The following is a 22,253-nucleotide window of genomic DNA, read 5'->3' on the forward strand; positions in this document are numbered from 1 at the left end:
ATAATTTTAGTTTTATGATGTTTGCTTTAATGTAATTAATTATTTAAGTAAACCGTATTATTATGAACAATGATTCACAACCCGTATTTATTGATCCGACGACCGATGAGGGATTCAAACGGTTATTCGGAGACAAGACCAACCTGATCAATTTCCTTAACATCATCTATCGCGGTCGCAAGACCATTGTTGATCTTACGTATCGGGATACCGAGCGTATCGGTGCAGCTGAAGACATCGGTAAGGTTATCTTTGATCTCGTAGTCCAGATCAGCACAGGCGAGGAGATCATCATCGAGATGCAGACCAGCAGCCAGACCAATCTCAAGCAACGGATGTTGTACTATGCCAGCAAGGTTATTTCCGACACCGCCCCCAAAGGCAACCGTAAAGCCTGGGGCTATGCCATTCCCGAAGTCTATACCATAGTACTGATGGATGGCTTTCATATGCCAGGCGGCAATCGTACAACCTATTTTCATGATACCTGCCTGTGTAGTAGAGACTCAGGAGAAATTTTCTACGAAGGTTTGGGGTTTATTTACCTCGAATTGATTAACTTTGTTAAAAGCGAAGCAGAGGTTGATAATGAATTGGACAAAGTATTCTTTATGCTGAAGAATATGTCTACGTTAAAGACCTTGCCACGGATCATGAATTCGGCAGTATTCCAACGGTTCTTTCAGTTGGCGAGCTACGCAAAATTGACAAAGGAGGAGCGCACTATGTATGATATCAGTTTAAAACGTAAGTGGGATGCCGAGGCAGTGCGGATGTACCAACAGGAACAATTTGAAGAAGCCAAAAGTATTGCATTAGCAACCGGAAAATCCGAGGGTCTTGCTGAGGGTAAAGCTGAGGGTCTTGCTGTTGGAAAAGCTGAAGGGCTTGCTGTTGGTAAAGCTGAAGGGCTTGCCGAAGGCGAGCGCAAAAAAGCTCTTGCTACAGCTTTGAAACTTAAAGAGATGGGAATTCCGTTAGATATAATTGCAACGGGTACAGGCCTTACCATCGAAGAAGTTGAAAATTTAAAATAAATCTACCTTAAATACATAAAACATCAAAAGCCATTCTAAGCAGAATGGCTTTTATTTTTCACCATTACTACGAATACCTACCAGTTCATTATATCGATTCGCTCATCTACAATCAGGTGGCTGCCGAAGACATACTAGCACTACGTGAAATCTTTTTGGATATACCCAGGATGGGGCAGGGTCACGGAGGATGCCAAACAGAGAATTGAAGACTGGAGAGACGAATATAATACCTTCAGACTCCATAGCTGTTTAGGAGATTTGACACCTGAGATGTTTATTGAATAACAGACCAAAATAGCCGATTCTTCTACTTTAGAATACTCCTGAAATTGGGAGGAGGTCATTGCTTCTCTTTAATTTTCTTTTATGGGATACAATATTGGACCATTAATTCCTTTTTTTCTAAAACTCTCTTCATTTCTTTTAAAGTGATTTTTACTCACTGTATTAAGGTAGTTTTCGATGTTTTCTAGGCCGACGGCTTTCCTTCTCTTATTGATATTGTTCGGATCTTCAATATTTTCAACATAAGCTTGACAAGAATCTAGGCGATATGAAAGTTGAGTTCCATAAATTTGCTTGTCGCCAGCACGAATCTTTATTCTATCCAAAAGATATGCATAATAGGTCGAGTGGGCATTTTTCTTTTTTACTTCCGCCTCCATTTTTTTTAACACTTGTTTTTGAAACTCTGGCCATTTATCGCAATGCTGTGCAATTAGCCAAAAACTTTTGCTTCCTTCTTCTCCCACTAAATCAAAACCTGGGAATCCATATTTCTCAAATATAATTTTAGCTTCGCCATAATTTTCCGTGGCTATACTATCGATGAGTGCCATATGTTCCTCGCCTGTCAACTTCATGTTTTTCGGTGGTGACTGCATGATTTCCTGATCTAATTTTGCCATATGGACTAGTTTTTTTGAAAGAACTGAGTCAACCTGTGCATTACTTACAGATGTGATAGAAAAATGAAAAGCAATTAATAGTATGAGTTTTTTCATTACAAAAAGATAATGTTTATAACAATTTTCATAGCTAATCTAATCAAAATTAAAATGTTTAAAGAAATAAAATTATTGATTTGGTAAATCAAATCTATATTGGATCGGTGTAGATTTTTTTGTATTTAATCTATCTTAAAGCTGACCGTGCTTTAAAAAACTATCAAAAGGGAAAACTGTAAAATAATGAGTAAACATAAAAATAACAATTTCCGTAATGCCTAGAATTCGTCTGTTATATTTCGTCCAATGGGTTTAAATATAGTTATTTGATAGATTTTGAAAATGTTTCCATCAAGCATTACTAAAAGAGGGTATAATTGACCTCAAAGAATGTGTTCTAGAAATTATAATGAATGGCCGTTAACTTAAAGAAATATAAATATATTTTTCCTTAAGAAAGTTATTTTGTATCTTGATTTAGCAGGTTAGCAGGATTGAGTTCCAAATTTCATAATATTCGAGTTCAATGTAAATCTAGATTCTTATTCAACAATTATAAATACAATAATGACAATTTTAAGCCGTACTCTTACAACCGTTATTTTAATGCTATCAAGCTTACCCGTATTTTGTCAAATAAACAAAATAGTGCACGGTGAGATTGTTAATGGAAATACCAAATCCGACAGTATTTATCTGAAGCCTGATATATTTATACCACCACGATATTATGAACCAACTGAAAGCTCGGCTAAGATTTCAAAAAACTTATTTGTATATAATAATACATGGACCTATCCACAATTGTACTATACCTATCTTACAGAAGATATAAATGTACTATCATCCAGGATGGGGTCATTTTTCATTGATGGTACAAGTTCAAAGCTGGTCTTTGACTACCCAATAGGTGAAGAGGGGTATGTTATCGGAAAAGCAGGGAATGAATATCGAAATAAATTTCAACCATTTTTAAAATCATATTTTAAAGAAGAAGATGATGAGAACTTTTATTATCGAATCTCAATGGACAGGTCAGAAAAAGTAGATTCTGCCTATATGGATTATGTAAAAGCCAATCCAGATTCTTACGTTGCATTATGGCATGCGGCACAAAGGTTTTTCACGTTCGGGCACATTGCGCTACGCGAAGCAATTCTGGATCAATTTTCGACAGATGTCAAAGCATCAAAAATATGGAATTTACTTTATAGTGATATTCATAATGCTTTGATTAAACAAGGAGATCCTTTTCCCACGATTGAGCTAAAAGATCAAAAATTGGCCAATCAAAAACTAGTTATTCCAAAAAATAAGATTGTGTTGATAGATTTCTGGTTCAGCAACTGCAAACCTTGTTTGGCATCTTTTCCTAAATTAACGAACCTTTATAATCGTTATAAAGATAAGGGTTTTGAAATTATAGGAATATCAACAGATCAAACTAAAAGGATTGATAATTGGAAGAAAGTTATACAGGATCAGGATCTTCCCTGGAAACAATTTCTTGACGAAAATGCGGCAATAACTTCCTCTGAAATGTATATTAGAATGTTTCCAACATCTATACTTATCGATAAGAAAGGAAATATAATTGATAAAAAGATATCACTTTCGGATCTAGAAGCTTATCTAATAAAAGAACTAGGTTAATTTTTCGTAAAAAAGTATAATTATTGATCTACTCAGATTATTCAAAATATCCAATTCACATGGACGAGATCTATTCAGTTTGTAAACATAATTTAAGGGTCTTATCAGCGTATAGCTTTACAGTTTTCTGGAAAAACATAAAATAATATGAAAAGAGTATGGACATCTCAAGACTTTCAACGATTAACCTTATCAAGCCAGGGATTAACGCAAACATCTCAATTCGGAGCTGGAAAAAATGCTGTTCTCAGAACATTAGAACATCTTGGTTACTTACAAATAGATACATTATCAATCGTTGAGCGGGCTCACCATCATACACTCTGGACACGGGTAAAAGATTATAAAACTCACTATTTAGAAGAACTGATGGCAGAGCGAAAAGTATTTGAATACTGGTTTCACGCTGCATCATATATTCCAATGAAGGATTTTCGCTATGTTTTACCGCAAATGCTAAATATCAAACGTACCGATACGCACTATTATAATGCTGATCCAAGAATAATGAAATATGTGCTTGATACAATCCGCGCTGAGGGACCAAAAAGAGCTCGGGATTTTGAGAACGAAACTAAAAAACAGGGAAGTTGGTGGAGCTGGAAACCTACAAAAGTGGCTCTCGAAAGACTCTTTATGCAAGGAGATCTGATGATAAGTGAACGAAATGGGATGCAAAAAATATATGATCTTACAGAAAGAGTATTACCGAAATCTGTTGATTTAACTGTACCAACCCCAATTGAATTTGCTGAATATTTGGTGAAAACTTTTCTTAGAGCCTATGGTATTATAACTTTTAAACAAATAACATATCTCAGAACTGGAGAGATATTAAGAAAAAATGTACGAGATGTTTTACAGTCATTAGTTCGAGAAAAAATAATTCATCAAATTGAAGTTGATGGATTTCCTTTAATGTACGCTTATAATGATCTGTCAGAAAATAACTTCAAAAAACCACAAGCTAATATCCAAATTTTATCACCATTCGATAATTCAATTATTCATCGAGAACGCATAAAAGATTTCTTCAATTTTGATTTTCGACTAGAATGCTATTTGCCAAAAGAAAGGAGACTATACGGTTATTTCTGTTTACCCCTTTTGTTTGGAGATATATTTATTGGTCGGCTTGATTGTAAAGCCCATAGAAATATCAAAAAACTTGAAATCATACATTTACATATTGAAAACACCAATATTGATGTGGAGTTATGGCTAGATCAGTTTGTTAAATCAATAAAAGATTTTGCTATTTTTAATGGTTGCGAGTCGATGATACTTACCAAAGTAAGCCCCCTAGAATTTGAATACACATTAAAAAAAACCTTGTTTTATTGACTTGCTTTTTTTTTAATTTAAAGCATTGATAATCTTACGCTTTATAATTGAGTTTGTCCACTAAATAGGAGCACCCTAATTTTAAAATATTGAGTATCAATAAAACTAAAAATAATAGCATAAATACGCTAATATATTTAGTTTTATTGTATATCTTTGGATATTGAATCAGGGAGGGCACGCTCCAAGATAACTGGTTGCTCAACATTCTGGCGTGCCCGATCTGTTCAATATTGTTAATCAAAACAGGGCAGTAGGCTCCAGGTGAGTTTAAGTAAAGCAACCTAAAAGAACTACCTGTTGGCAATAGGCGAAAAAGATAAATAATAAATGCGATGAATGTACCATTGACTATCGAAATCTTAAAGGACCTTAAAAGTAAAGGATACAATATCCTGAAGTCCGATAACAGTGTGGACGATGTAGTCCAGCATTTTGTTCCGACAAAAGTAAATGACCTATGGGCATTTATGGGTGAGTTCAACAAGGATTCTGCTACCGTAGTTATCGAGCAGATCTTAGATGTGCCCGAAGAAGTGTTAGAAGGGAAATTCCTACGGGTTTTCTAATTGATAACCGATTAATTTAAAACGACTAAAGATGAATTTAAAGCAAATACAGCAAGAATATATACTCAAGCATCCTACAGCAGTAAAGCCAGGCAAGAGCAGAGCACAACTATCCTTTAGACAGATTGCAGGCATCCGTGAGTCTGCCTTCAGCATCTCTCAATTGTTTTCGTTAGCGGATGGCGAGCATATCATTAAGCAGGGCTTCGCACGATGGCCAGATATGATAGCAGGGGAGTTGGCGCTGCTCAAGAAGAGATTGGTAGATTAGAGCGTAGTAAGAAGTTATTTTTCATGAAAAATATATGGTACCCGCATGGTTAGATAAAAAAAGAGAAATACCTTCTGATGTACGAGCGCTCATAAATTTAGCGCTGGAAAACAATTGTTGGATATATCATATCCGTACAAGGATATTTTATACACCAGAAGAGTTTATGTCGCAATGGACGTTTGAGTTATATTTACGATACAACCAATAATTCATTATCTTGAATCAACGTTTTATTTATAAATATCAGCAATCATAACTTTTTCTTCCTTTATATTTTGCATAAAATCTTTGTATTCAATAGGTAGCTTCTTTCTGTGATAATAGAAATAGAAGTCAAAGGATCCTCCGATAATGCCTTTACCCGGTAGATATACAAAACGGTCTATACCCCGGTCAATTTTATATTCAAAGTCTTGTCCACGCCAACCAGTATATGTCCAGAACTGATAAGCAAGTTCCTTATTCCGCAATTTTATCACTTTTGATAAGTATTCTCTTCTATCCCGTAGAAAATCGAATGAATTAGAAGAAGAATATAGTGATTCAGCCATTGAATAAGGTGGAAAGATTAAATCAGAGTATCTTTTTTTAAAGATGCGTTCCATCTCAATGATTGAGAGCGGTTCTTGTTCAATATTTATGGTTCCAAAAACATTCTGAAAAACAGAAGGTCTTTTCCGCACTGCAAAAAACTGCAGTAAACAATGTCTGGATGCGTAATATTTATTGTCTGTTTTTTTTATAACCTGGTATTCATTAAAATATTTGGTCTCTGCTCCATACTTCTGATCAAATTCTGAAAAAGTATTTAGTGAGAAGAGCCTTTTCAGATCCCAATGTGTAATTATATTGTTTTTAATACTATCCATATCGATTTCTATCCAATCGCTATTACCTGATAAATCAGGCAGGACAGAAAGAAGGACGATATCGAGATTAATATCAGCATACTGCTTTTGAGTTTTTTTTATGGTTTCCAATCCTGGAAAGGTCATGCAAAACAGTTCCACTTTCTTTTTCACACCATATAATTGTTCGGTGGATAACTTATAGTGATTAAGGGAATAGTCGTCTGTCTGGTCCTGTATTATAAAATATTTGACCTGCGCCGGCAAATTGACTGTAATCAATAAGAGTGGCAATAAAAACCAATATTTCATTTTCTTAATTACATTTTGTACCTGCATTACCTTTTCTATGTTTTAAGTTTAAATCTATTTCTGTTTGTGGCATATTGGATACTATACCGGCTTTTGCTAATACTAAGGCATCAGCGTTGCTCATTGAAGGATTAAAGGATTTTATCGCATTAGCCAAATCCTGTAAAGTGCTTGTAAAAGTAGAATGCTCCTTTTTAGGGGTTAGTTACACTCCCAATTATCCAGATGGAATAACACTACGTTTCCTTCTTGTTATTTAGAAAATTGTTCTTGTTTTTAATATGAAATAGGTTATATTCTTATAAAGGAAGTATTTTCCTTCTAGAGGTTTTTTATTAAATAAATATAAATTTAACAGATCAAATTGAAGTACTCGAGAAGCACATACACCGACTATTCCAGGGTTAATCTGTATTGGGATAAGTATATTCTCATTTTGTTTTCCCAAAGCGCTAATTTCCTCATATAAATATCTAAATTGGATACTGTCTTTAATTCTGAATACCTCTTGGACAAACTGTGGGTACGCACTATCTGAAAAATTAAGGGCACTTATATTTCCATATTCATCAAATTTAATGGACATGATTGTAACTATTGGAAGGCACCTTTCGTGTAATTGGGGAGGTACTTTGAAATTTGTCACAAATGAATGTTCAAATTGAGAAAACAGGTCTTCATTCTGTTTCTCTTGTGCAGACAATACGCTTACTGAGCTGATCAGTAAAAGTACGTTGATTATAAATATATAGCTCTTCATCACTTCTAAAATTAATTATTCATAATAAGTAAAGAGATAGGTCTATAAATGTAAAATTCGCCTATTGCTAGTTTTTCCTTAAAAGTATACATGTCTTTGAAGACTTCGCTTTTTGGATAGGTTTTAAAAAATGAAGGTTCATTACTATCTAGTTCTCCTTTAGTTTCTTTATCTGTCAACACATCGCTTTTTGGCTTAAGAAACAATGTAGACGGTATGACCATCTCAATCTGTATCGGAATCAAAACCGGTATTTGATGATTCGTAATTTTGAGATCTTTATAAACAGATTTGAAATTCAATTTATCCTTAATTCTTAAAAATTCTTTAATTACTTGTGGATGTGCATTATCCGAAAAATCGATGGTACATGATGTATCTTTCCCATCAAATAGAACTTTTAGAGTAATAAAAGAAGGGATCGAATCCCTTATTAAGTCAGGTGGATATTTTAAGTTTAAACCTAAACTTTTTTTAAATTCTGACGAAGGACCATAGTCATCTAGGGCTTGTGCGATACCTTTAATACATAAAAGCATCATCATCATCATTACTGCATATTTCATAATTATGGACATTTTATTCCTTTGTACCCCATTTCATAATCAGCTAACACAGTAGCTCTATCATTTTTAGTAGGCAAATCATTTATGACATTAACTTCTTTCATTATCTCGATATCTCATTCTTGTTTTTATAAGGTAGATTATAAATTGGATTTAGGTAGTTGTGATATCTCCAAAATGTTAATGGATTCCTCCAGAACATACGGTAGAGCGTTGTATCCTCACTTGGTGTATTTTTTCTTTCTTTGATATATCTTTCAAAGCCCATTTCGATACCATCGAATTCAGCACTATTTGGATTAAAACGATAATAATTACCTGAATTATTTGAAAATCGATAATGCCTAGGATCTAGTACCCAATCACACATCCACCTTATTGGTGGAGTGTTGGAAATAATTATGATAATAACCAATGGGATGACAAATTTTGATATTTTTCTTTTCATGCTAATTGCAGGTTGTCGAAAGTGAAATTAATTTGGGTCGTAAAGAAACATCAGGATTTTCATTGGTTCTCTTATCGTTTATCCTGATATGTTTTTGCAACTTTTAAGTTATAATTTTACCATGGATAGGTAATTGGTTTGTTTTCTACAAGATACCAAATTAAATATGGAAATATAAGCTTTATTTGATAAGCGAAGTTCTGCACCTGAGCTAATAATAGAAACAGAATTATTGCATTAGAAATTAAGAAAAATGGTTTCTTTATCTTGGTATAACCAACGCCACACCGCTTATGCTGTACAATCCCTTCGAGCAATTGACCCGTAGTAATTTCCAAGATCTCTTGGAGCAGGGCTATCGAGATTTTGTACTGCAATGGTTCGAGAGGTCCGACGTTAGCAAAGGCTATCTCATCTCCACAACTTCACCTTCTCATTCCTTCCATTCACCGAGTTTTTTGTTGTGTTAATCTAATTGCCATAGGGTTAGGGTGAATTACACCCTACTTTTGAGTCAATAACTAGAAACAAAAAACTAACATTATAAAATAAAGACATTATGAACACTTTAGCAAAAACATTCGCAGCAGTAGCCTTGGTCGCAGTATCTACCTTCACTATGGCAGCAGGCAAACCAGTAGTAAGCAATCCAAAAAATGCAGCAGTCAATCTATCTACAGCAGATCTAGCCATCGACCATTACGTAGCCGTAATGACAGCAGGGCAGTCGGCAGGAGTAGAGCAATTGTTCGCAGCAGATTTCAACCAAAAAGTACAAGGATCGGACGATAAAACCAATAGCCGTTCAGCAGTTATTTCATTCTTGAAAAAACAAAGAGGAGAGCAGCTGAACTGTAAAACGAACACCACAATCTTAGAAGAATCAAGCGACTATATGGTAGCAAAAGTAACCCAACAATTTGAAGGGTTTACCAAGACCGATCTTGTGACCTTGGTAAATGACGGCGAGACTTGGAAAGTAACACAATCGATCAATACCTACAAGTAATTAACTTAATCATATGTTTAGTGTAGGCCACGTCGAGAGACGTGGCTTTTTTTGTTTCAATCTTTTCCAACTACTGCAAAACATGTTTCTGAAGCATTACCATCGGGTTTTTTTACAGTTCATCTGTGGTTATGTTGCCAACTTTATGGCCATGCTATCCGACAACAAACGTTTACAAACGACTATAAACGTTTAACATACGGCTAATATTTTTAGTTTCCTGATGTTTGCTTTAAGTAATCAATTATTTAAGCAAACCGTATTATTATGAACAATGATTCACAACCCGTATTTATTGATCCGACGACCGATGAGGGGTTCAAACGATTATTCGGAGACAAGATCAACCTGATCAATTTCCTTAACATCATCTTCCGTGGGCGTAAGACCATCACCGATCTTACGTATCGGGATACCGAGCGTATCGGTGCAGCAGAAGACATCGGCAAGGTTATCTTTGATCTAGTAGTCCAGATCAGCACAGGCGAAGAGATCATCATCGAGATGCAGACCAGCAGCCAGACCAATCTCAAGCAACGGATGTTGTACTATGCCAGCAAGGTTATTTCCGACACGGCACCCAAAGGCAACCGTAAAGCTTGGGGCTATGCCATTCCCGAAGTCTATACCATTGTACTGATGGATGGCTTTCATATGCCAGGAGGCAATCGTACAACCTATTTTCATGATACCTGCCTGTGTAGTAGAGACTCAGGAGAAATTTTCTACGAAGGTTTGGGGTTTATTTACCTCGAATTGATTAACTTTGTTAAAAGCGAAGCAGAGGTTGATAATGAATTGGACAAAGTATTCTTTATGCTGAAAAATATGTCTACGTTAAAGACCTTGCCACGGATCATGAATTCGGCAGTATTCCAACGGTTCTTTCAGTTGGCGAGCTACGCAAAATTGACAAAGGAGGAGCGCACTATGTATGATATCAGTTTAAAACGTAAATGGGATGCCGAGGCAGTGCGGATGTACCAACAGGAACAATTTGAAGAAGCCAAAAGTATTGCATTAGCAACCGGAAAAGCCGAGGGAAAAGCTGAGGGTCTTGCAGCTGGAAAAGCTGAAGGGCTTGCCGAAGGTGAGCACAAAAAAGCTCTTGCGACGGCTTTGAAATTTAAAGAGATGGGAATTCCGTTAGATATAATTGCAACGGGTACTGGCCTTACTATCGAAGAGATTGAAAATTTAAAATAAATCTACCCTTAATACATAAAACACCAAAAGCCATTCTTCGCAGAATGGCTTTTATTATTTACCATTACCACGAATACCTACCAGTTCATTATATCGATGTACTCATTTACAATCCGAGACTGGCGCTCGGGTGGAGGAAATCCGTCGTAAAATGGGTATTAATGAAACCATATGCTACAATTGGAAGAAAAAATGCGATGGTCGGGCTATCTCCGAACTACGGAAGTTGCGTCAACCGTAGACACGAATATATCACCTTCAGACTCCATAGCTGTTTAGGGGGGCTGACACCTGAAATGTTTATTGAATAACAGACCAAAATAGCCGATTCTTCTACTTTAGAATACTCCTGAAATTGCCAGTAAGTCAACTAAATAGCTATTAGTATTTGCCGGTACCTTTCAAGAAAGGAACATCATAGGGTAACAGAAGCTCATCTTTATCCATAGTAAACAATGAATATTTTACTACTTTTAAATATTCAAACATATTAGTCATATTTTTTCTTCTATGAACCATTATTGGATTAGCATAAGTGTAGTGCATTCCTATTTGGCTTTTATATTCTAATGAATCTTTACCAGTCGCTTCATCTAAAAATTGAATGTAGAGATCTCTATTTGGCCCCCGTTTAATTTTATCTATTAGGTCCATATATTTTTTCCTATGTTTTTTTTTCACTTCAGCATATTCATGTTGGTTGAATTCTCTATAAGCATCGTAATTGGCGCTATATACTCTCAATCGATCAAAGTTATTGAGAATGTCTCTTTTCGATGTTTGTGCCATTATTGGCTCAATAAATATTATTAATCCTATCGTCATGGCAATTAGGACTGAAATACTTAAAAATTGTTTTTTCATTTTATTTTGACTTTAATATCAACTAGATTAGTAGGGCATAATAAATACAAAAAGGTAATGCTAGGTATGTTTTCATAAAATTATAGAGTTGGTTTCGCTTCTTTATTTTGAGCTCTATATCTACGAAATTGGATACCTCAATCTACGGAATTTTCTTTTTAGAACAAAATAGGGGGTAGGTTATGCTATATTTCTTTACCCTTTTTCGCTATGCTATTTACAAGAGTTTAATAGATGTAAGTGTATTATATATAGTTTGATAGCCCGAATCAGTGATTTCTAAAACTTTACTCGAGTTCAAACTGTGTAAAACTATTTTACGTTTTATTTTGTAATATTTTATTTTCACTTTATATTGTAGTTGATTTTGAGAAGAAAATATTAAGCCAATTATCTAAACACCTTTTTATGAGCTGCATTTGCATCGTTATAGAAAGGAATAAAGAGTTAACCATTTGTAAATCCTTTAGAACTAGGGATGGCATACCAATGGATCATTATTTTTTGAGATTATTTATAGTTTTTTAACATTTTGAAAGTATAATTTTTAATATGTTTGAATTAACATTATAAGCCGAGACATTAGAAAATGAGCATGTTAAAAAGCTAACAGATTCAATCTCAAATTTGAAAGAATAGCGCATAGTAGTTCATTCCTTTAAAAGATGTCAGCATGGGTATCAGTTAGTGCTAAAAATAATTAACGAGAGATCACCAATTTTAAGTACATAAATCAAAAGTCTAAAACTTTATAAATGACTATTACGCCTAAATTCTCTGCACTCATATTAATTTTCATGACTATACAAACTGTTCATGCGCAGGATAACCAACGTTTTATTGATCGCTTGATGATGTTGGCAAAACTATCTGGCAATATTGAATATTTTTCACCAACTGACCAAGTTGCATGGGCTAACCGATATTCAGGATGGGATCATATTAACATCAATGGAATTCAAATGGCGGATAAAGCACATGATGACCATGTATTTATCGACTCATTAGTTCGTCTGTTTAAGCCTTTGGAGCCGTCATTGGTCATCATGGATGATAAGAAGATAATTAGTACTTTCAATAAGCCTCAAATAAGTAGTATCGTCATCAGTAGACAGCAAGTTGGAATAGATCTCTTAACAGGAAGGCAGAGAGGGTTTAAAAGTATTCGTCTTAATAGACGATCAGAAGGGTCTGATACAGATCTATATGAAATATCAATGTTAAATGTGGCTATACCGACAAATGGAAAAGACAGGAAGATAAAGATCGGTATCCGATATGAAGGTCCAGATCAACAGATGAAGATGGCCTTGATGAAAGGGAGAGAAACGTTGAGTTCAAGATCGCTTACTCATGCAGATTCAATCTTTAAGTTGGAACTAATCGTTCCTGCTAATCAAAATCGTTTAAATCTCAACGTACTTCTGGATATGGATAAAAAAATAAACGTACAAGTAGCATCTTTTGAAATCGATAATAAAAACATTACTCTTTCGAGTTATGATGATGAAAAGCAAGTTGACTCATTAACTTTTACACGTCGATTAAAGGTCTATGGCAATGACTCTCCATTATTTGAAAAACAAAACCAAATAGGCGATAGCTTGCATTTCGCGGTTTCAAAAAATGTGAACGCATCTTTTCCACTAGCCGTTTACGGTGACTATGACCATACCTTTCCTAGGAGCTCGATTGAAAACTATCCTTATGTGAAAAGTAGTTTAGCAGAGATCAATGATGCTACAGCAATTGAAAATCACTGGGCTCGTCTTGCCAATGTGATCCGGATATGGAATGTATTTCGCATTGCCTACGTCTATAATACTTTTACTGAACAAGAGCAAGACGATTTGTTGAGAAGTACCTTAAGCAGGATGATAAAGGCCACAAGCATAGAGGATTATTACGATACGATTTGGCAAATGTTGGGCCAGTATCAAGATTCACATATCTTCTTTTCAATGAACTCCATTGAATCTGCATATAAATGGATGGCTCCGCTCACAGTAATGCCTTTGGAAGGACGCTTCTATATTAAGAAAATTCATGATAAAACTTTAAAAAACATGGTATCCATAGGTGATGAAGTTATAGCTGTGGACAATAAACCTATTGCAGAAGTAGTAGCTAAATTTAAAAATAGAACTTCTGGTTCAGAAGCTAATCGCCTATTACGAACAGCTTTTTTCATTTTGAGCGGTGCAGAAGGAAGTGAAGCAACCATCAAGCTTAGAAACCCAAAAAATAATAACGTTCGGGACATTGTCACCAAACGAACATTTCAAGAACAAAATATATTCCAGGGAACTTCATTCGTTCAGAATCGAAATAATCGTTTAGTGGATTCGAATATTTATTATTTCGATTATACCCAAAGCGGTTATACCGATACGCTTCTACGATTTATTGATGATCCAAGTAAGACTGTTATTTTCGATTTAAGAGGCTACATATCATCTCAGATGCTGGAGTCTTCTATGATTTCAAAATTAATACGTGACACAGTTATACAAAAAAATATGAACGCATGGCACATTTTATCACCTGATAAAAAAGAATTTGTTTCAGAGCAGCATACCTATACACCGGAGAATAAAGGTCCTAAAGCGCAATTTTTCTTTTTGGCAGATGCTTCTACACAAAGTGCTCCTGAATCTTTCCTCGATATCATGAAGTATTGGCACATTGGTGAAATTATCGGTACCCCGACTTCTGGGGCGAATGGCACAATTAATTACCTAGAATTAATAGGAAATACATCTGTCACTTTCTCTGGAGTAAAGGTTTTAAATTCAGATGGGTCTCAACATCATTTGCTAGGTGTAAAACCCGATTATTACATCGATTACAGCCTAGATGATATCATAACCGAAAGAGACCCTATGTTAGAAAAAGCAATTAGTTTAGCAAAAAGATCTTCGATGAAATAAACATGTTATTTTTATATTGCTTTATTTTCTTTTCAAAATAAAACCTTCCCGACCCATTTTTGACTTCAAGTGATAAGAACATATACACAGTATCGATTTTAACGACGAAAATCTAAGGAAAAAAATGTAAAATTGTGAGATGATTGTAAGCTTGCCTAGCTTACAATAAGCAGGGAGCTCAAATCATATAACAGCCAATATCCATAACATATCAAAAATATAAAGAGAAATTTTGAAACCAGCTACCTTACAGATCGTGAAACTACAGACAGAACGGCTCACCCTTATTCCGTTTACCACAGAAATCTGTACTCATATCTTAAATGAAGAATTTAAATTTTTAGATAAGCTAGGGCTTAAAAAGGGTAGAAGTTGGCCAGATATAGATGTTATAGAAACGCTACCCAAAATAATCAAAAATCTTTCAGCAGTATCAGCACCTACAGGATTCGAATCATGGATGGTCATTAAAAGCGAGACATCTGAAATAATTGGAGACATTGGCTTCAAAGGGTTTAATAAAGAAGAAAGCAGTGCCGATATCGGTTACGGTATCATCACTGAAGAAAGAAGACAGGGCTATGCCGAGGAGGCCGCTCGAGCACTTATCAAATGGGCTTTTTCTAATGTCATATTAAATGTAATTACGGCAAAATGCCTTATTGAAAACAATAGCTCTATCCATCTTCTGAAAAAGTTGGATTTTAAGGAAATCAATAAAGATGAGGAGATGTTATTATGGTCCTTATCGCGAACTAATACTTAATTTTGATTTGATTGCTTAACATAGTTGCCAACTATCTCAAAGTTTATAACTTTGCATTATGCAAATCACCCCTACATACGATAAAAGCCAATTGCGCGAATTAGCTTCTATGGTGTCCCATGCGGCATTCAAGAAGCTATCCAGCAGTAGCAATCAGTCTTCGTATATCAGGAGGATGAAAAAGTATGTCGGTTGGAATGACATGGCAGGAGATAAGCCAGCACAACTGGGAGATCTTATTGCCCATTCCTATCAGATACTGGAGCAAAATTACAGGCATGAATATATCTACAAGAATAAGTTGCTCAATGATTATGTATTGAAGCAATATTTATTAGATGACACCATTCTGCTCAATGAATTTCGCATCGGACAATCCATTGCAGATGCAGTCCTAGTCAACGGAACAAATAAAGTCTTCGAAATCAAGACCGAGTTAGATACACCCGAGCGACTGGAAAGTCAATTGAACGACTATTATAAAGCGTTTACCGAAGTATATCTATTTACCCATATTTCCTTGCTGGACAAATATATACGTATACTTCCTTCTTATGTTGGGGTATTGGTTTATACAGAAAAAGGAGAGGTGTTAGAGCATCGCGCTGCCCTCAACAATAAAGAATATCTCGACGCCAGTTTTATGATGGCATCCTTGCGCAAGCCCGAATACAGTAAGCTAGTTAAACAATTGGTCGGTTTTATACCCGAAGCAACACCTGTATTTTACTATCGTGCATGTTTAGAAATATTGGAAGAGTTACCGGTCGAAGAAGTCCAAATGATGTATTGTCACATATTGAAAAGTCGTATCGACCGGCAGACCAATTTATACTTGTCACAAGGAGACGTACCTTCATACGTTAACTTCTCTTTTTACCAGGCGAAATACAATAAAAATTCGTATCTTACTATGATTAATAATCTAAGTAAGAACCTATTATTATAAAACGCCTATGTATTTTCCTTATCTTCGAGGTAAGCAGTTTGAGTTAATTGCATTACGTGATCTTGTAGTACTTCCATTAAACCCAGAGAAGATTATTCCAATTATTGAACCGGTAAAAAAAAATGTCTCATCTTTGAGGACAGCACTTAAAGTTTTAAGTGCAGGTGATATTAGAGTACAGCTGATCGTAAACCCTGAGTATGGGGAATTAAAAGTTGATAGAGAACCAATTTTTACTCTAATCCAGGAATTCAGAGATTTAGGTATTACATCTATTATACCAACGTACTTAATAAAAACTGATCGTGACAGTGCTTTTGCGCAACAAAGCATTGAACAAAGAGGTTTTAATGATAGTGGATATGCATTAGTACATCTCAATAAGACAAATGATATTCAAGAATTAAGTGATTTTACGAAGAATACTAGGTGTCTTTTTAATACTATTCAAATTAATAATCTGTTTGGACTTAAACGCAAGTATAACGATAGAGTTCTATTGAGTGATAATTTCAATAAACAGACTAAGAACACCAATTACATTGCAATAACTGAAGAAGTGTTTTCTAGCGATTACCTAGATTATCCAGATGAGGATTGTATCGCTTTTTCAGATTACCAGACAATAGGGAATGGCTACACTGAAGGAGGAGGTCCAGCTTATGCAGTAGCCATACATCTAACCTTCAAACTGGAAGGGGACGAAGATATTCGTATCGCTCACTTTGTATCTAGCTCAAATGACGATACATCCGATCCCGCAAGGAAGTACTTTGAGGCCTTAGGAGATTTAATACGATTTGTCGATGAAAAGAATATACCTGAAACAATAGCTTTAAAAGAGTTTCGTAGACACTACGATCAGCAGGCCTTTTCAGGTCTAGGAGTCGTTAAAAAGCTTTCAATCATGCATCATATTGAATTGATTCAAGGGTTAATTTAATAAGCTCAATCATATGAATTGTTGTGTAAACTGTTTTGCAGACCAAGGGTTGCAAAATAGGATTGAAGCCGAATCTAATGGTAGGGGACTATGTGATTTTTGTGCAAGTAATGATGTTTTTATTATAGCATGTGATGAGTTGTCCGATATCTTTGATGCACTTTTTGAGCTTTATATTAATCATCCCACGGCCAAATTATCACTGAAGGATGAAAAACCTGTTTTAATGCACGAGCATATACTTTGTTATTGGCCACAGTTATTCAATAAGCAAAGTTTAAAATCAAAAGATGTAAAACAATTACTTAATCAGATTGGTCGTGGTTGGGTAGGGTTTAACGAACCATTATTTGAACAATCAGTAGAGTTACAGATTTATATAAATGGAGTGGCTGAAGATGAATCTTATACAATGCAATGGGAGACCTTCGCCACCGAAATAAAAGAAGAGAACCGCTTTTTTATATCAAATACCTTAGATTTAGAGTTATTAGAATCAACATTTATCCGATTTGCAAAGACATATCCAATAGGGACCCATTTTTATCGTGCAAGGATCAGTGATCATTCGCTTACAGTCCATGAATTAGGGAAGCCACCTAAACAATTTACAACACCCGGTAGAGCCAATCCTGTTGGTATTCCATATCTGTACATTTCAGAAAGCGAGGAGACTACATTTTATGAAACTCGCGTTTCTTTGCATGAGTCTATCAGTATTGGACGTTTTGTATTAACAGCTCCTTTACAGGTAATTTCACTAAAAAATATTGAGCATTTTGGACCTTTTGAAATACAGGACCGTGGTTTTGATATTGAAGAATTTATGTTGGTTCGATCTTATCTTATGAAACTTGAAGAAGAACTTTCCAAGCCCGTTCGTAAGCAAGATGTCAACTTAGATTATTTACCCACGCAATACCTCTGTGAGTATATCAAAGCATTAGGTTTCAATGCTGTAGAATATAGAAGCGCGATGAAAGTTGGTGGATATAATTTAGCTGTATTTAATGACCAGGATCTGGTATGTACAGCTGTGGAACATTATCATGTAAAGGGATTGAAATATGATTGGTAATGAAAAAAATAAAGCCCATCAAACATTTCGTATAGACCTGATTTCTCCGAAAAGAAATAGCAGGCTTGAACTTACTATGTCATCAAAAGATTTTTTAATTTTTTTGAAGGTGTTTGATACTGAAGCTAAAGAAGATGGAAAGTCTATTAAATGGAACTCTTTGCAGCAGAAGGATGATGAACTGATGCAACGTGTAAATGGTTATGTTGCCTCTAGGAAAAATGAATTTCCACAATTAATAAGTTTTGTCTATCAATTTTTTCCATATCTGATTAATGGTGAATGTTTTTACCTTCTCAAACATAGAGATCGTACAACCAAAGAAATGAGTGAATTATGGTCTAAATTGGGGGTAATTAATGAAAAAGTTGGAGTAGAGGTCTTTGATGAAAAAAAATATGATTGGGGAACTACTGTACTATATTATAATATAGATTTCGTTGGCGATGAACGTAAATCATTTGGAGTTTCATGGGAAGAATAACCAAAAGATTTGTCGATTTTGCAATTGTGTCGCAGGAGATATTCATTTTAGAAATGAAGAGGTTAGTTTTTCTAATAAAGCACATCTAATATCTGAGGCTTTAGGGAACAAGAATTTAACATCTTTAGATGAATGCAACAGTTGTAATGAATATTTTAGTGAGACAATTGAACCTTCTATTGTCAATTTTTTTGCATTATTTCGTAGTTTATACGGTATTCCTGGTAAAAGAGGAAAGAAAAAAGTTAAAGGTGACAATTTTGAATTAGATTCTGTTCAAGGATTTAATATACAATTTCCTGGAAAAGTCACCGATTTTCCTGATGGAGAAGTTAATATGGAACTTTATTTAAAAGAACAATATATACCGGTAGATGTATATCGCTCATTAGTTAAGTTTTTATTAGCTATAGTCCCACGAGAAGAGCTCCATTTATATAAAAGAACTATTGATTGGTTATTCGGTCGTGTTGAAGATATAGATTTACCACAAATAGCACAATTAAAACAAACTAATTTTTATACAGATCACCCTAAGCTTATTAAGTATAAACGAAATATTAATGATACGAGATATCCTGATTTGATAGGTGAGTTTCGGTATGGAGATATTTTAATGATATTTATTGTGCCATTTAGTGATAAGGATAATAATCTCTTTACCAATCAAGGCGATATAGAACATTTTTGGGATAATTTTATTGGCTTTAGAAAAGATTTCCCATGGAGCTTTATCGACTTTTCTGCCAATGAGTTAGTAAAAATGAAAATTGATTTTAAAGTGAATAATATTAAACTAGGTGAAAATGCGTTTATTTCGAAACATGATAATTCTGCAAAATTAGATCGCTAATGTCAAGAATTTTATATCTTAGGTGCAAATTTGAGCTAATGCGGCGTTAATTCATTGAGTATATTTCGGTAGCATCTTTACTTTTTTGAAGAAAAATAGGCTAATGTTGAGGATTACTTATGATACTCTTTAGTCTCATTTGATCCATCACTATATTTCATAATTATCTCAATTCTATCCTCAGCTTCTTTGTAATATAACTTTTCATCCAAATCGTTATCTCTCCATCTACCATCTGCATTTCCCCACATAATCTGATTTTTATTAAATTTTATCTTATATGAATATGGTTTTGAGTCTTTAATGTAAGAGACTATGAAGTTATTGCCATCAGTAACAACTGTCATATTTTTCGGGTCCTGAAACATTAAGGAGGAGATAGCAAACTTAGAAATCTCTTCAAATGAATACTTTGAAGGAGCTTTGAATTCTTCTATTGGTTGTATTTCCTCAGTGTGTGCTGCTGTTTGATTCAGCTGATTGACTTTAGTGTCAATTGGGTTAGAAGAGCAGGACATTAAAAAGCAAAAAGGTAGTGCTAGGTATGTTATCATATAATTATAGACTTGGTTTCGCTTCTTTATTTTGAGCTCTATATCTACGAAATTGGATAGCTCAATCTACGTAATTTTCTTTTCAGAACAAAATAGGGGCTAGGTTATGCTATGTTTTTTAAAGCTTTTTCGTTCTACTTTTTACACGGGGTTAGTAGATGTAAGTATGTCATATATAGTTTAATAGCCCGAATCAGTGATTTCTAAAACTTTACTCGAGTTCAAACTGTGTAAAAATCGAATAATAATTAGTAAAAAAGTCATTCTTATTAGAATGACTTTTTTACTAATACACACCAATCACATATTAGCTATTCTTACTTTTTAAAAATTATTTGTTATGGACAGTATTATTTTACTATTAATCGTTTAATGTATTTTTGAAGACAATTCCATCTTTCATGATTACCTTAAAATTAGACTCCGGATTTTCGATGAGCTTAATATTAGTAAGCGGATTTCCATCTACAATAATTAAATCTGCGTACGCACCTTCCGTTATGACTCCCAAAGGTTGAGGATAAGGATTTCTTCTACCGCTTAATGCTAGTAATTCTGCATTTGTTGATGTTGCCATTTTCAATACTTCAAATGGAGAGAACCATTTAGTCATTTTGGTTAGTTGAGCACCCTGACGTGTTGCTAGTCGAGCATCAAATAAGCAATCTGTACCCCAGGCCAATTTCACATTATATTTTTTAGCCAACTTATATGCATTATCTGTTCCTTTAGTCATTTCCAGTTGTTTTGCGCGGTTTGCAGAACCTTCAGGAAAGGGGATGGCATCTTCATCATCTAGAAATGGCTGCATACACCACCATATTTTTTGTTCTGAAATCAATTTAACTGTTTCCTCATCTACCAGTTGACCATGTTCAATACATTTTACGCCAGATTTGATAGCCGCTTGAATTGCTTTTGGCGTATAGGCATGTACAGTAACATATGTTCCCCAATTTTCTGCGGCGCTTACTGCTGCTTTAAACTCCTCCTCCGTATATTGTGATACATCTAATGGATCGTATTCTGAAGCAACACCACCGCCAGCCATTAATTTGATCTGTGTAGCACCATTACGAAGCTGTTCTCTTGTGCGTTTTAAAACTTGATCACCCCCATCTGCAACGATCGTCATGCCACCCCTTTCTATATAAGATAAGCTTCCATCTCTGGGCACATCTGTTGGTAGACCAAAATCACCATGACCTCCAGTTTGAGAAATAGTTGCGCCACTCGGGTAAATTCTTGGTCCGCTGGTTAGGTGCTGATCAATAGCTTTTTTTAAGCTTAAGGAAGCCCCTCCCAAATCACGTACTGTTGTAAAACCTCTTAACAATTGTTTCTCTGCAGCATGAGCAGCAAACAAATTAATATAGCCCATATCTGCAACCTGCATCATCTGAAGAGACATCGATTCCATCATGGTGTGGGAGTGCGCATCTATTAATCCTGGCATTGCGAATTTGCCTTTACCGTCTATGATTGTTGCGCTCTTGTCAACTGCAATCTTAGAACTGGAAATTGTTTTGATTAAATTGTCTTCAATCAAAATATTTCCTACAGTTGTGTTTTCATCTTTACCATTAAATATTTGAACATTATTAATAAGTACAGATTTTTGAGCATTTACAGCTAAGGAAGTACATAATAGTGATAAGGATAAAAATATTTTCATACATACAAATTTAGGAGGTATAATATTTAAGTTAAAAGTAATTAAATATTATTTAAAATGACAGCATTTGTGTTAGTTTTTTTACTATTATTTCTGTGATTTGCGATGGTTGGGCAACCAAAGCGCAAATGTTAAGTTTTGTACAAACTTTCAATCGAAGAATTACCGTAGGATTTGGTTC

23 protein-coding genes and 1 pseudogene are annotated in these 22,253 nt (G+C 34.8%); 16 read left to right on the plus strand and 8 right to left on the minus strand.

What is annotated here, in order from left to right; all coding sequences use genetic code 11:
• Positions 1 to 62 precede the first annotated feature (62 nt).
• Together ACFX5U_RS08305 and ACFX5U_RS08310 are read left to right on the plus strand one after the other, a co-directional pair.
• Complete coding sequence (locus tag ACFX5U_RS08305; protein ID WP_400263056.1) at positions 63 to 1,037, plus strand: Rpn family recombination-promoting nuclease/putative transposase; 975 nt, start codon at positions 63 to 65, stop codon at positions 1,035 to 1,037.
• Positions 1,038 to 1,181: 144 nt separating this feature from the next.
• Positions 1,182 to 1,325, plus strand: coding sequence for an integrase core domain-containing protein (locus tag ACFX5U_RS08310; protein WP_400263057.1), 144 nt, complete (start codon positions 1,182 to 1,184; stop codon positions 1,323 to 1,325).
• Positions 1,326 to 1,393: 68 nt separating this feature from the next.
• Here ACFX5U_RS08310 and ACFX5U_RS08315 read toward each other — a convergent pair whose 3' ends face one another.
• Positions 1,394 to 2,044, minus strand: a complete 651-nt coding sequence (locus ACFX5U_RS08315) for a DUF6624 domain-containing protein (protein ID WP_400263058.1) — start codon at positions 2,042 to 2,044, stop codon at positions 1,394 to 1,396.
• A 510-nt stretch (positions 2,045 to 2,554) separates the two neighbouring features.
• Between ACFX5U_RS08315 and ACFX5U_RS08320 the strand changes: the two genes are divergently transcribed.
• From ACFX5U_RS08320 to ACFX5U_RS08335, 4 genes are all read left to right on the plus strand, one after another.
• Positions 2,555 to 3,640, plus strand: a complete 1,086-nt coding sequence (locus ACFX5U_RS08320; RefSeq protein ID WP_400263059.1) for a TlpA family protein disulfide reductase — start codon at positions 2,555 to 2,557, stop codon at positions 3,638 to 3,640.
• A 147-nt stretch (positions 3,641 to 3,787) separates the two neighbouring features.
• Complete coding sequence (locus tag ACFX5U_RS08325) at positions 3,788 to 4,984, plus strand: winged helix-turn-helix domain-containing protein (protein ID WP_400263060.1); 1,197 nt, start codon at positions 3,788 to 3,790, stop codon at positions 4,982 to 4,984.
• Between the two features lie 335 nt (positions 4,985 to 5,319).
• Positions 5,320 to 5,553, plus strand: coding sequence for a hypothetical protein (locus ACFX5U_RS08330; RefSeq protein WP_400263061.1), 234 nt, complete (start codon positions 5,320 to 5,322; stop codon positions 5,551 to 5,553).
• A 31-nt stretch (positions 5,554 to 5,584) separates the two neighbouring features.
• Complete coding sequence (locus tag ACFX5U_RS08335; protein WP_400263062.1) at positions 5,585 to 5,824, plus strand: hypothetical protein; 240 nt, start codon at positions 5,585 to 5,587, stop codon at positions 5,822 to 5,824.
• A gap of 233 nt (positions 5,825 to 6,057) precedes the next feature.
• Here ACFX5U_RS08335 and ACFX5U_RS08340 read toward each other — a convergent pair whose 3' ends face one another.
• The 4 genes from ACFX5U_RS08340 to ACFX5U_RS08355 all read right to left on the minus strand — a co-directional run bounded on the left by ACFX5U_RS08340 (position 6,058) and on the right by ACFX5U_RS08355 (position 8,761).
• The gene (locus ACFX5U_RS08340; RefSeq protein WP_400263063.1) at positions 6,058 to 6,987 is read right to left on the minus strand and encodes a hypothetical protein; all 930 of its coding nucleotides are present in this window, start codon (positions 6,985 to 6,987) and stop codon (positions 6,058 to 6,060) included.
• A gap of 256 nt (positions 6,988 to 7,243) precedes the next feature.
• On the minus strand, positions 7,244 to 7,747 hold the full coding sequence (locus ACFX5U_RS08345; protein WP_400263064.1) for a PTS sugar transporter: 504 nt from the start codon (positions 7,745 to 7,747) through the stop codon (positions 7,244 to 7,246).
• An 11-nt stretch (positions 7,748 to 7,758) separates the two neighbouring features.
• On the minus strand, positions 7,759 to 8,313 hold the full coding sequence (locus ACFX5U_RS08350; RefSeq protein WP_400263065.1) for a hypothetical protein: 555 nt from the start codon (positions 8,311 to 8,313) through the stop codon (positions 7,759 to 7,761).
• Positions 8,314 to 8,416: 103 nt separating this feature from the next.
• On the minus strand, positions 8,417 to 8,761 hold the full coding sequence (locus ACFX5U_RS08355) for a hypothetical protein (protein ID WP_400263066.1): 345 nt from the start codon (positions 8,759 to 8,761) through the stop codon (positions 8,417 to 8,419).
• Between the two features lie 559 nt (positions 8,762 to 9,320).
• Here ACFX5U_RS08355 and ACFX5U_RS08360 point away from each other — a divergent pair.
• From ACFX5U_RS08360 to ACFX5U_RS08370, 3 genes and pseudogenes are all read left to right on the plus strand, one after another.
• Positions 9,321 to 9,770 (plus strand): nuclear transport factor 2 family protein, encoded by a 450-nt coding sequence (locus ACFX5U_RS08360; protein WP_400263067.1) that lies wholly within the window; start codon positions 9,321 to 9,323, stop codon positions 9,768 to 9,770.
• Between the two features lie 267 nt (positions 9,771 to 10,037).
• Positions 10,038 to 10,976, plus strand: a complete 939-nt coding sequence (locus ACFX5U_RS08365; RefSeq protein WP_400263068.1) for an Rpn family recombination-promoting nuclease/putative transposase — start codon at positions 10,038 to 10,040, stop codon at positions 10,974 to 10,976.
• Positions 10,977 to 11,049: 73 nt separating this feature from the next.
• Positions 11,050 to 11,211 (plus strand): annotated as a pseudogene (locus tag ACFX5U_RS08370) (transposase); the annotation flags it as partial.
• Between the two features lie 146 nt (positions 11,212 to 11,357).
• On the opposite strand, the gene ACFX5U_RS08375 reads toward ACFX5U_RS08370, so the two are convergent.
• The gene (locus tag ACFX5U_RS08375; RefSeq protein ID WP_400263069.1) at positions 11,358 to 11,840 is read right to left on the minus strand and encodes a hypothetical protein; all 483 of its coding nucleotides are present in this window, start codon (positions 11,838 to 11,840) and stop codon (positions 11,358 to 11,360) included.
• 755 nt (positions 11,841 to 12,595) lie between these two features.
• Between ACFX5U_RS08375 and ACFX5U_RS08380 the strand changes: the two genes are divergently transcribed.
• From ACFX5U_RS08380 to ACFX5U_RS08410, 7 genes are all read left to right on the plus strand, one after another.
• The gene (locus ACFX5U_RS08380) at positions 12,596 to 14,770 is read left to right on the plus strand and encodes a S41 family peptidase (RefSeq protein ID WP_400263070.1); all 2,175 of its coding nucleotides are present in this window, start codon (positions 12,596 to 12,598) and stop codon (positions 14,768 to 14,770) included.
• Positions 14,771 to 15,002: 232 nt separating this feature from the next.
• Positions 15,003 to 15,536 (plus strand): GNAT family N-acetyltransferase, encoded by a 534-nt coding sequence (locus ACFX5U_RS08385; protein WP_400263071.1) that lies wholly within the window; start codon positions 15,003 to 15,005, stop codon positions 15,534 to 15,536.
• A gap of 58 nt (positions 15,537 to 15,594) precedes the next feature.
• Positions 15,595 to 16,485 (plus strand): sce7726 family protein, encoded by an 891-nt coding sequence (locus tag ACFX5U_RS08390; RefSeq protein WP_400263072.1) that lies wholly within the window; start codon positions 15,595 to 15,597, stop codon positions 16,483 to 16,485.
• Positions 16,486 to 16,492: 7 nt separating this feature from the next.
• A complete protein-coding gene (locus ACFX5U_RS08395) occupies positions 16,493 to 17,428 on the plus strand; it encodes a sce7725 family protein (RefSeq protein ID WP_400263073.1) in 936 nt (311 codons plus the stop codon).
• 13 nt (positions 17,429 to 17,441) lie between these two features.
• Positions 17,442 to 18,506, plus strand: a complete 1,065-nt coding sequence (locus ACFX5U_RS08400) for an RES family NAD+ phosphorylase (protein WP_400263074.1) — start codon at positions 17,442 to 17,444, stop codon at positions 18,504 to 18,506.
• Positions 18,496 to 18,990 (plus strand): hypothetical protein, encoded by a 495-nt coding sequence (locus ACFX5U_RS08405; RefSeq protein WP_400263075.1) that lies wholly within the window; start codon positions 18,496 to 18,498, stop codon positions 18,988 to 18,990. The genes ACFX5U_RS08400 and ACFX5U_RS08405 overlap by 11 nt, the downstream gene beginning before the upstream one ends.
• Complete coding sequence (locus ACFX5U_RS08410; protein ID WP_400263076.1) at positions 18,953 to 19,843, plus strand: hypothetical protein; 891 nt, start codon at positions 18,953 to 18,955, stop codon at positions 19,841 to 19,843. The genes ACFX5U_RS08405 and ACFX5U_RS08410 overlap by 38 nt, the downstream gene beginning before the upstream one ends.
• Before the next feature lie 113 nt (positions 19,844 to 19,956).
• On the opposite strand, the gene ACFX5U_RS08415 is transcribed toward ACFX5U_RS08410, so the two are convergent.
• Both ACFX5U_RS08415 and ACFX5U_RS08420 read right to left on the minus strand, forming a co-directional pair.
• Entirely contained in the window at positions 19,957 to 20,397 is a 441-nt protein-coding gene (locus tag ACFX5U_RS08415; protein WP_400263077.1) for a hypothetical protein, read from the minus strand.
• Positions 20,398 to 20,758: 361 nt separating this feature from the next.
• Entirely contained in the window at positions 20,759 to 22,072 is a 1,314-nt protein-coding gene (locus ACFX5U_RS08420; protein WP_400263078.1) for an amidohydrolase family protein, read from the minus strand.
• Between the last annotated feature and the right edge of the window lie 181 nt (positions 22,073 to 22,253).

Source organism: Sphingobacterium sp. SG20118, from assembly GCF_044740685.1.
Taxonomy (GTDB): domain Bacteria; phylum Bacteroidota; class Bacteroidia; order Sphingobacteriales; family Sphingobacteriaceae; genus Sphingobacterium.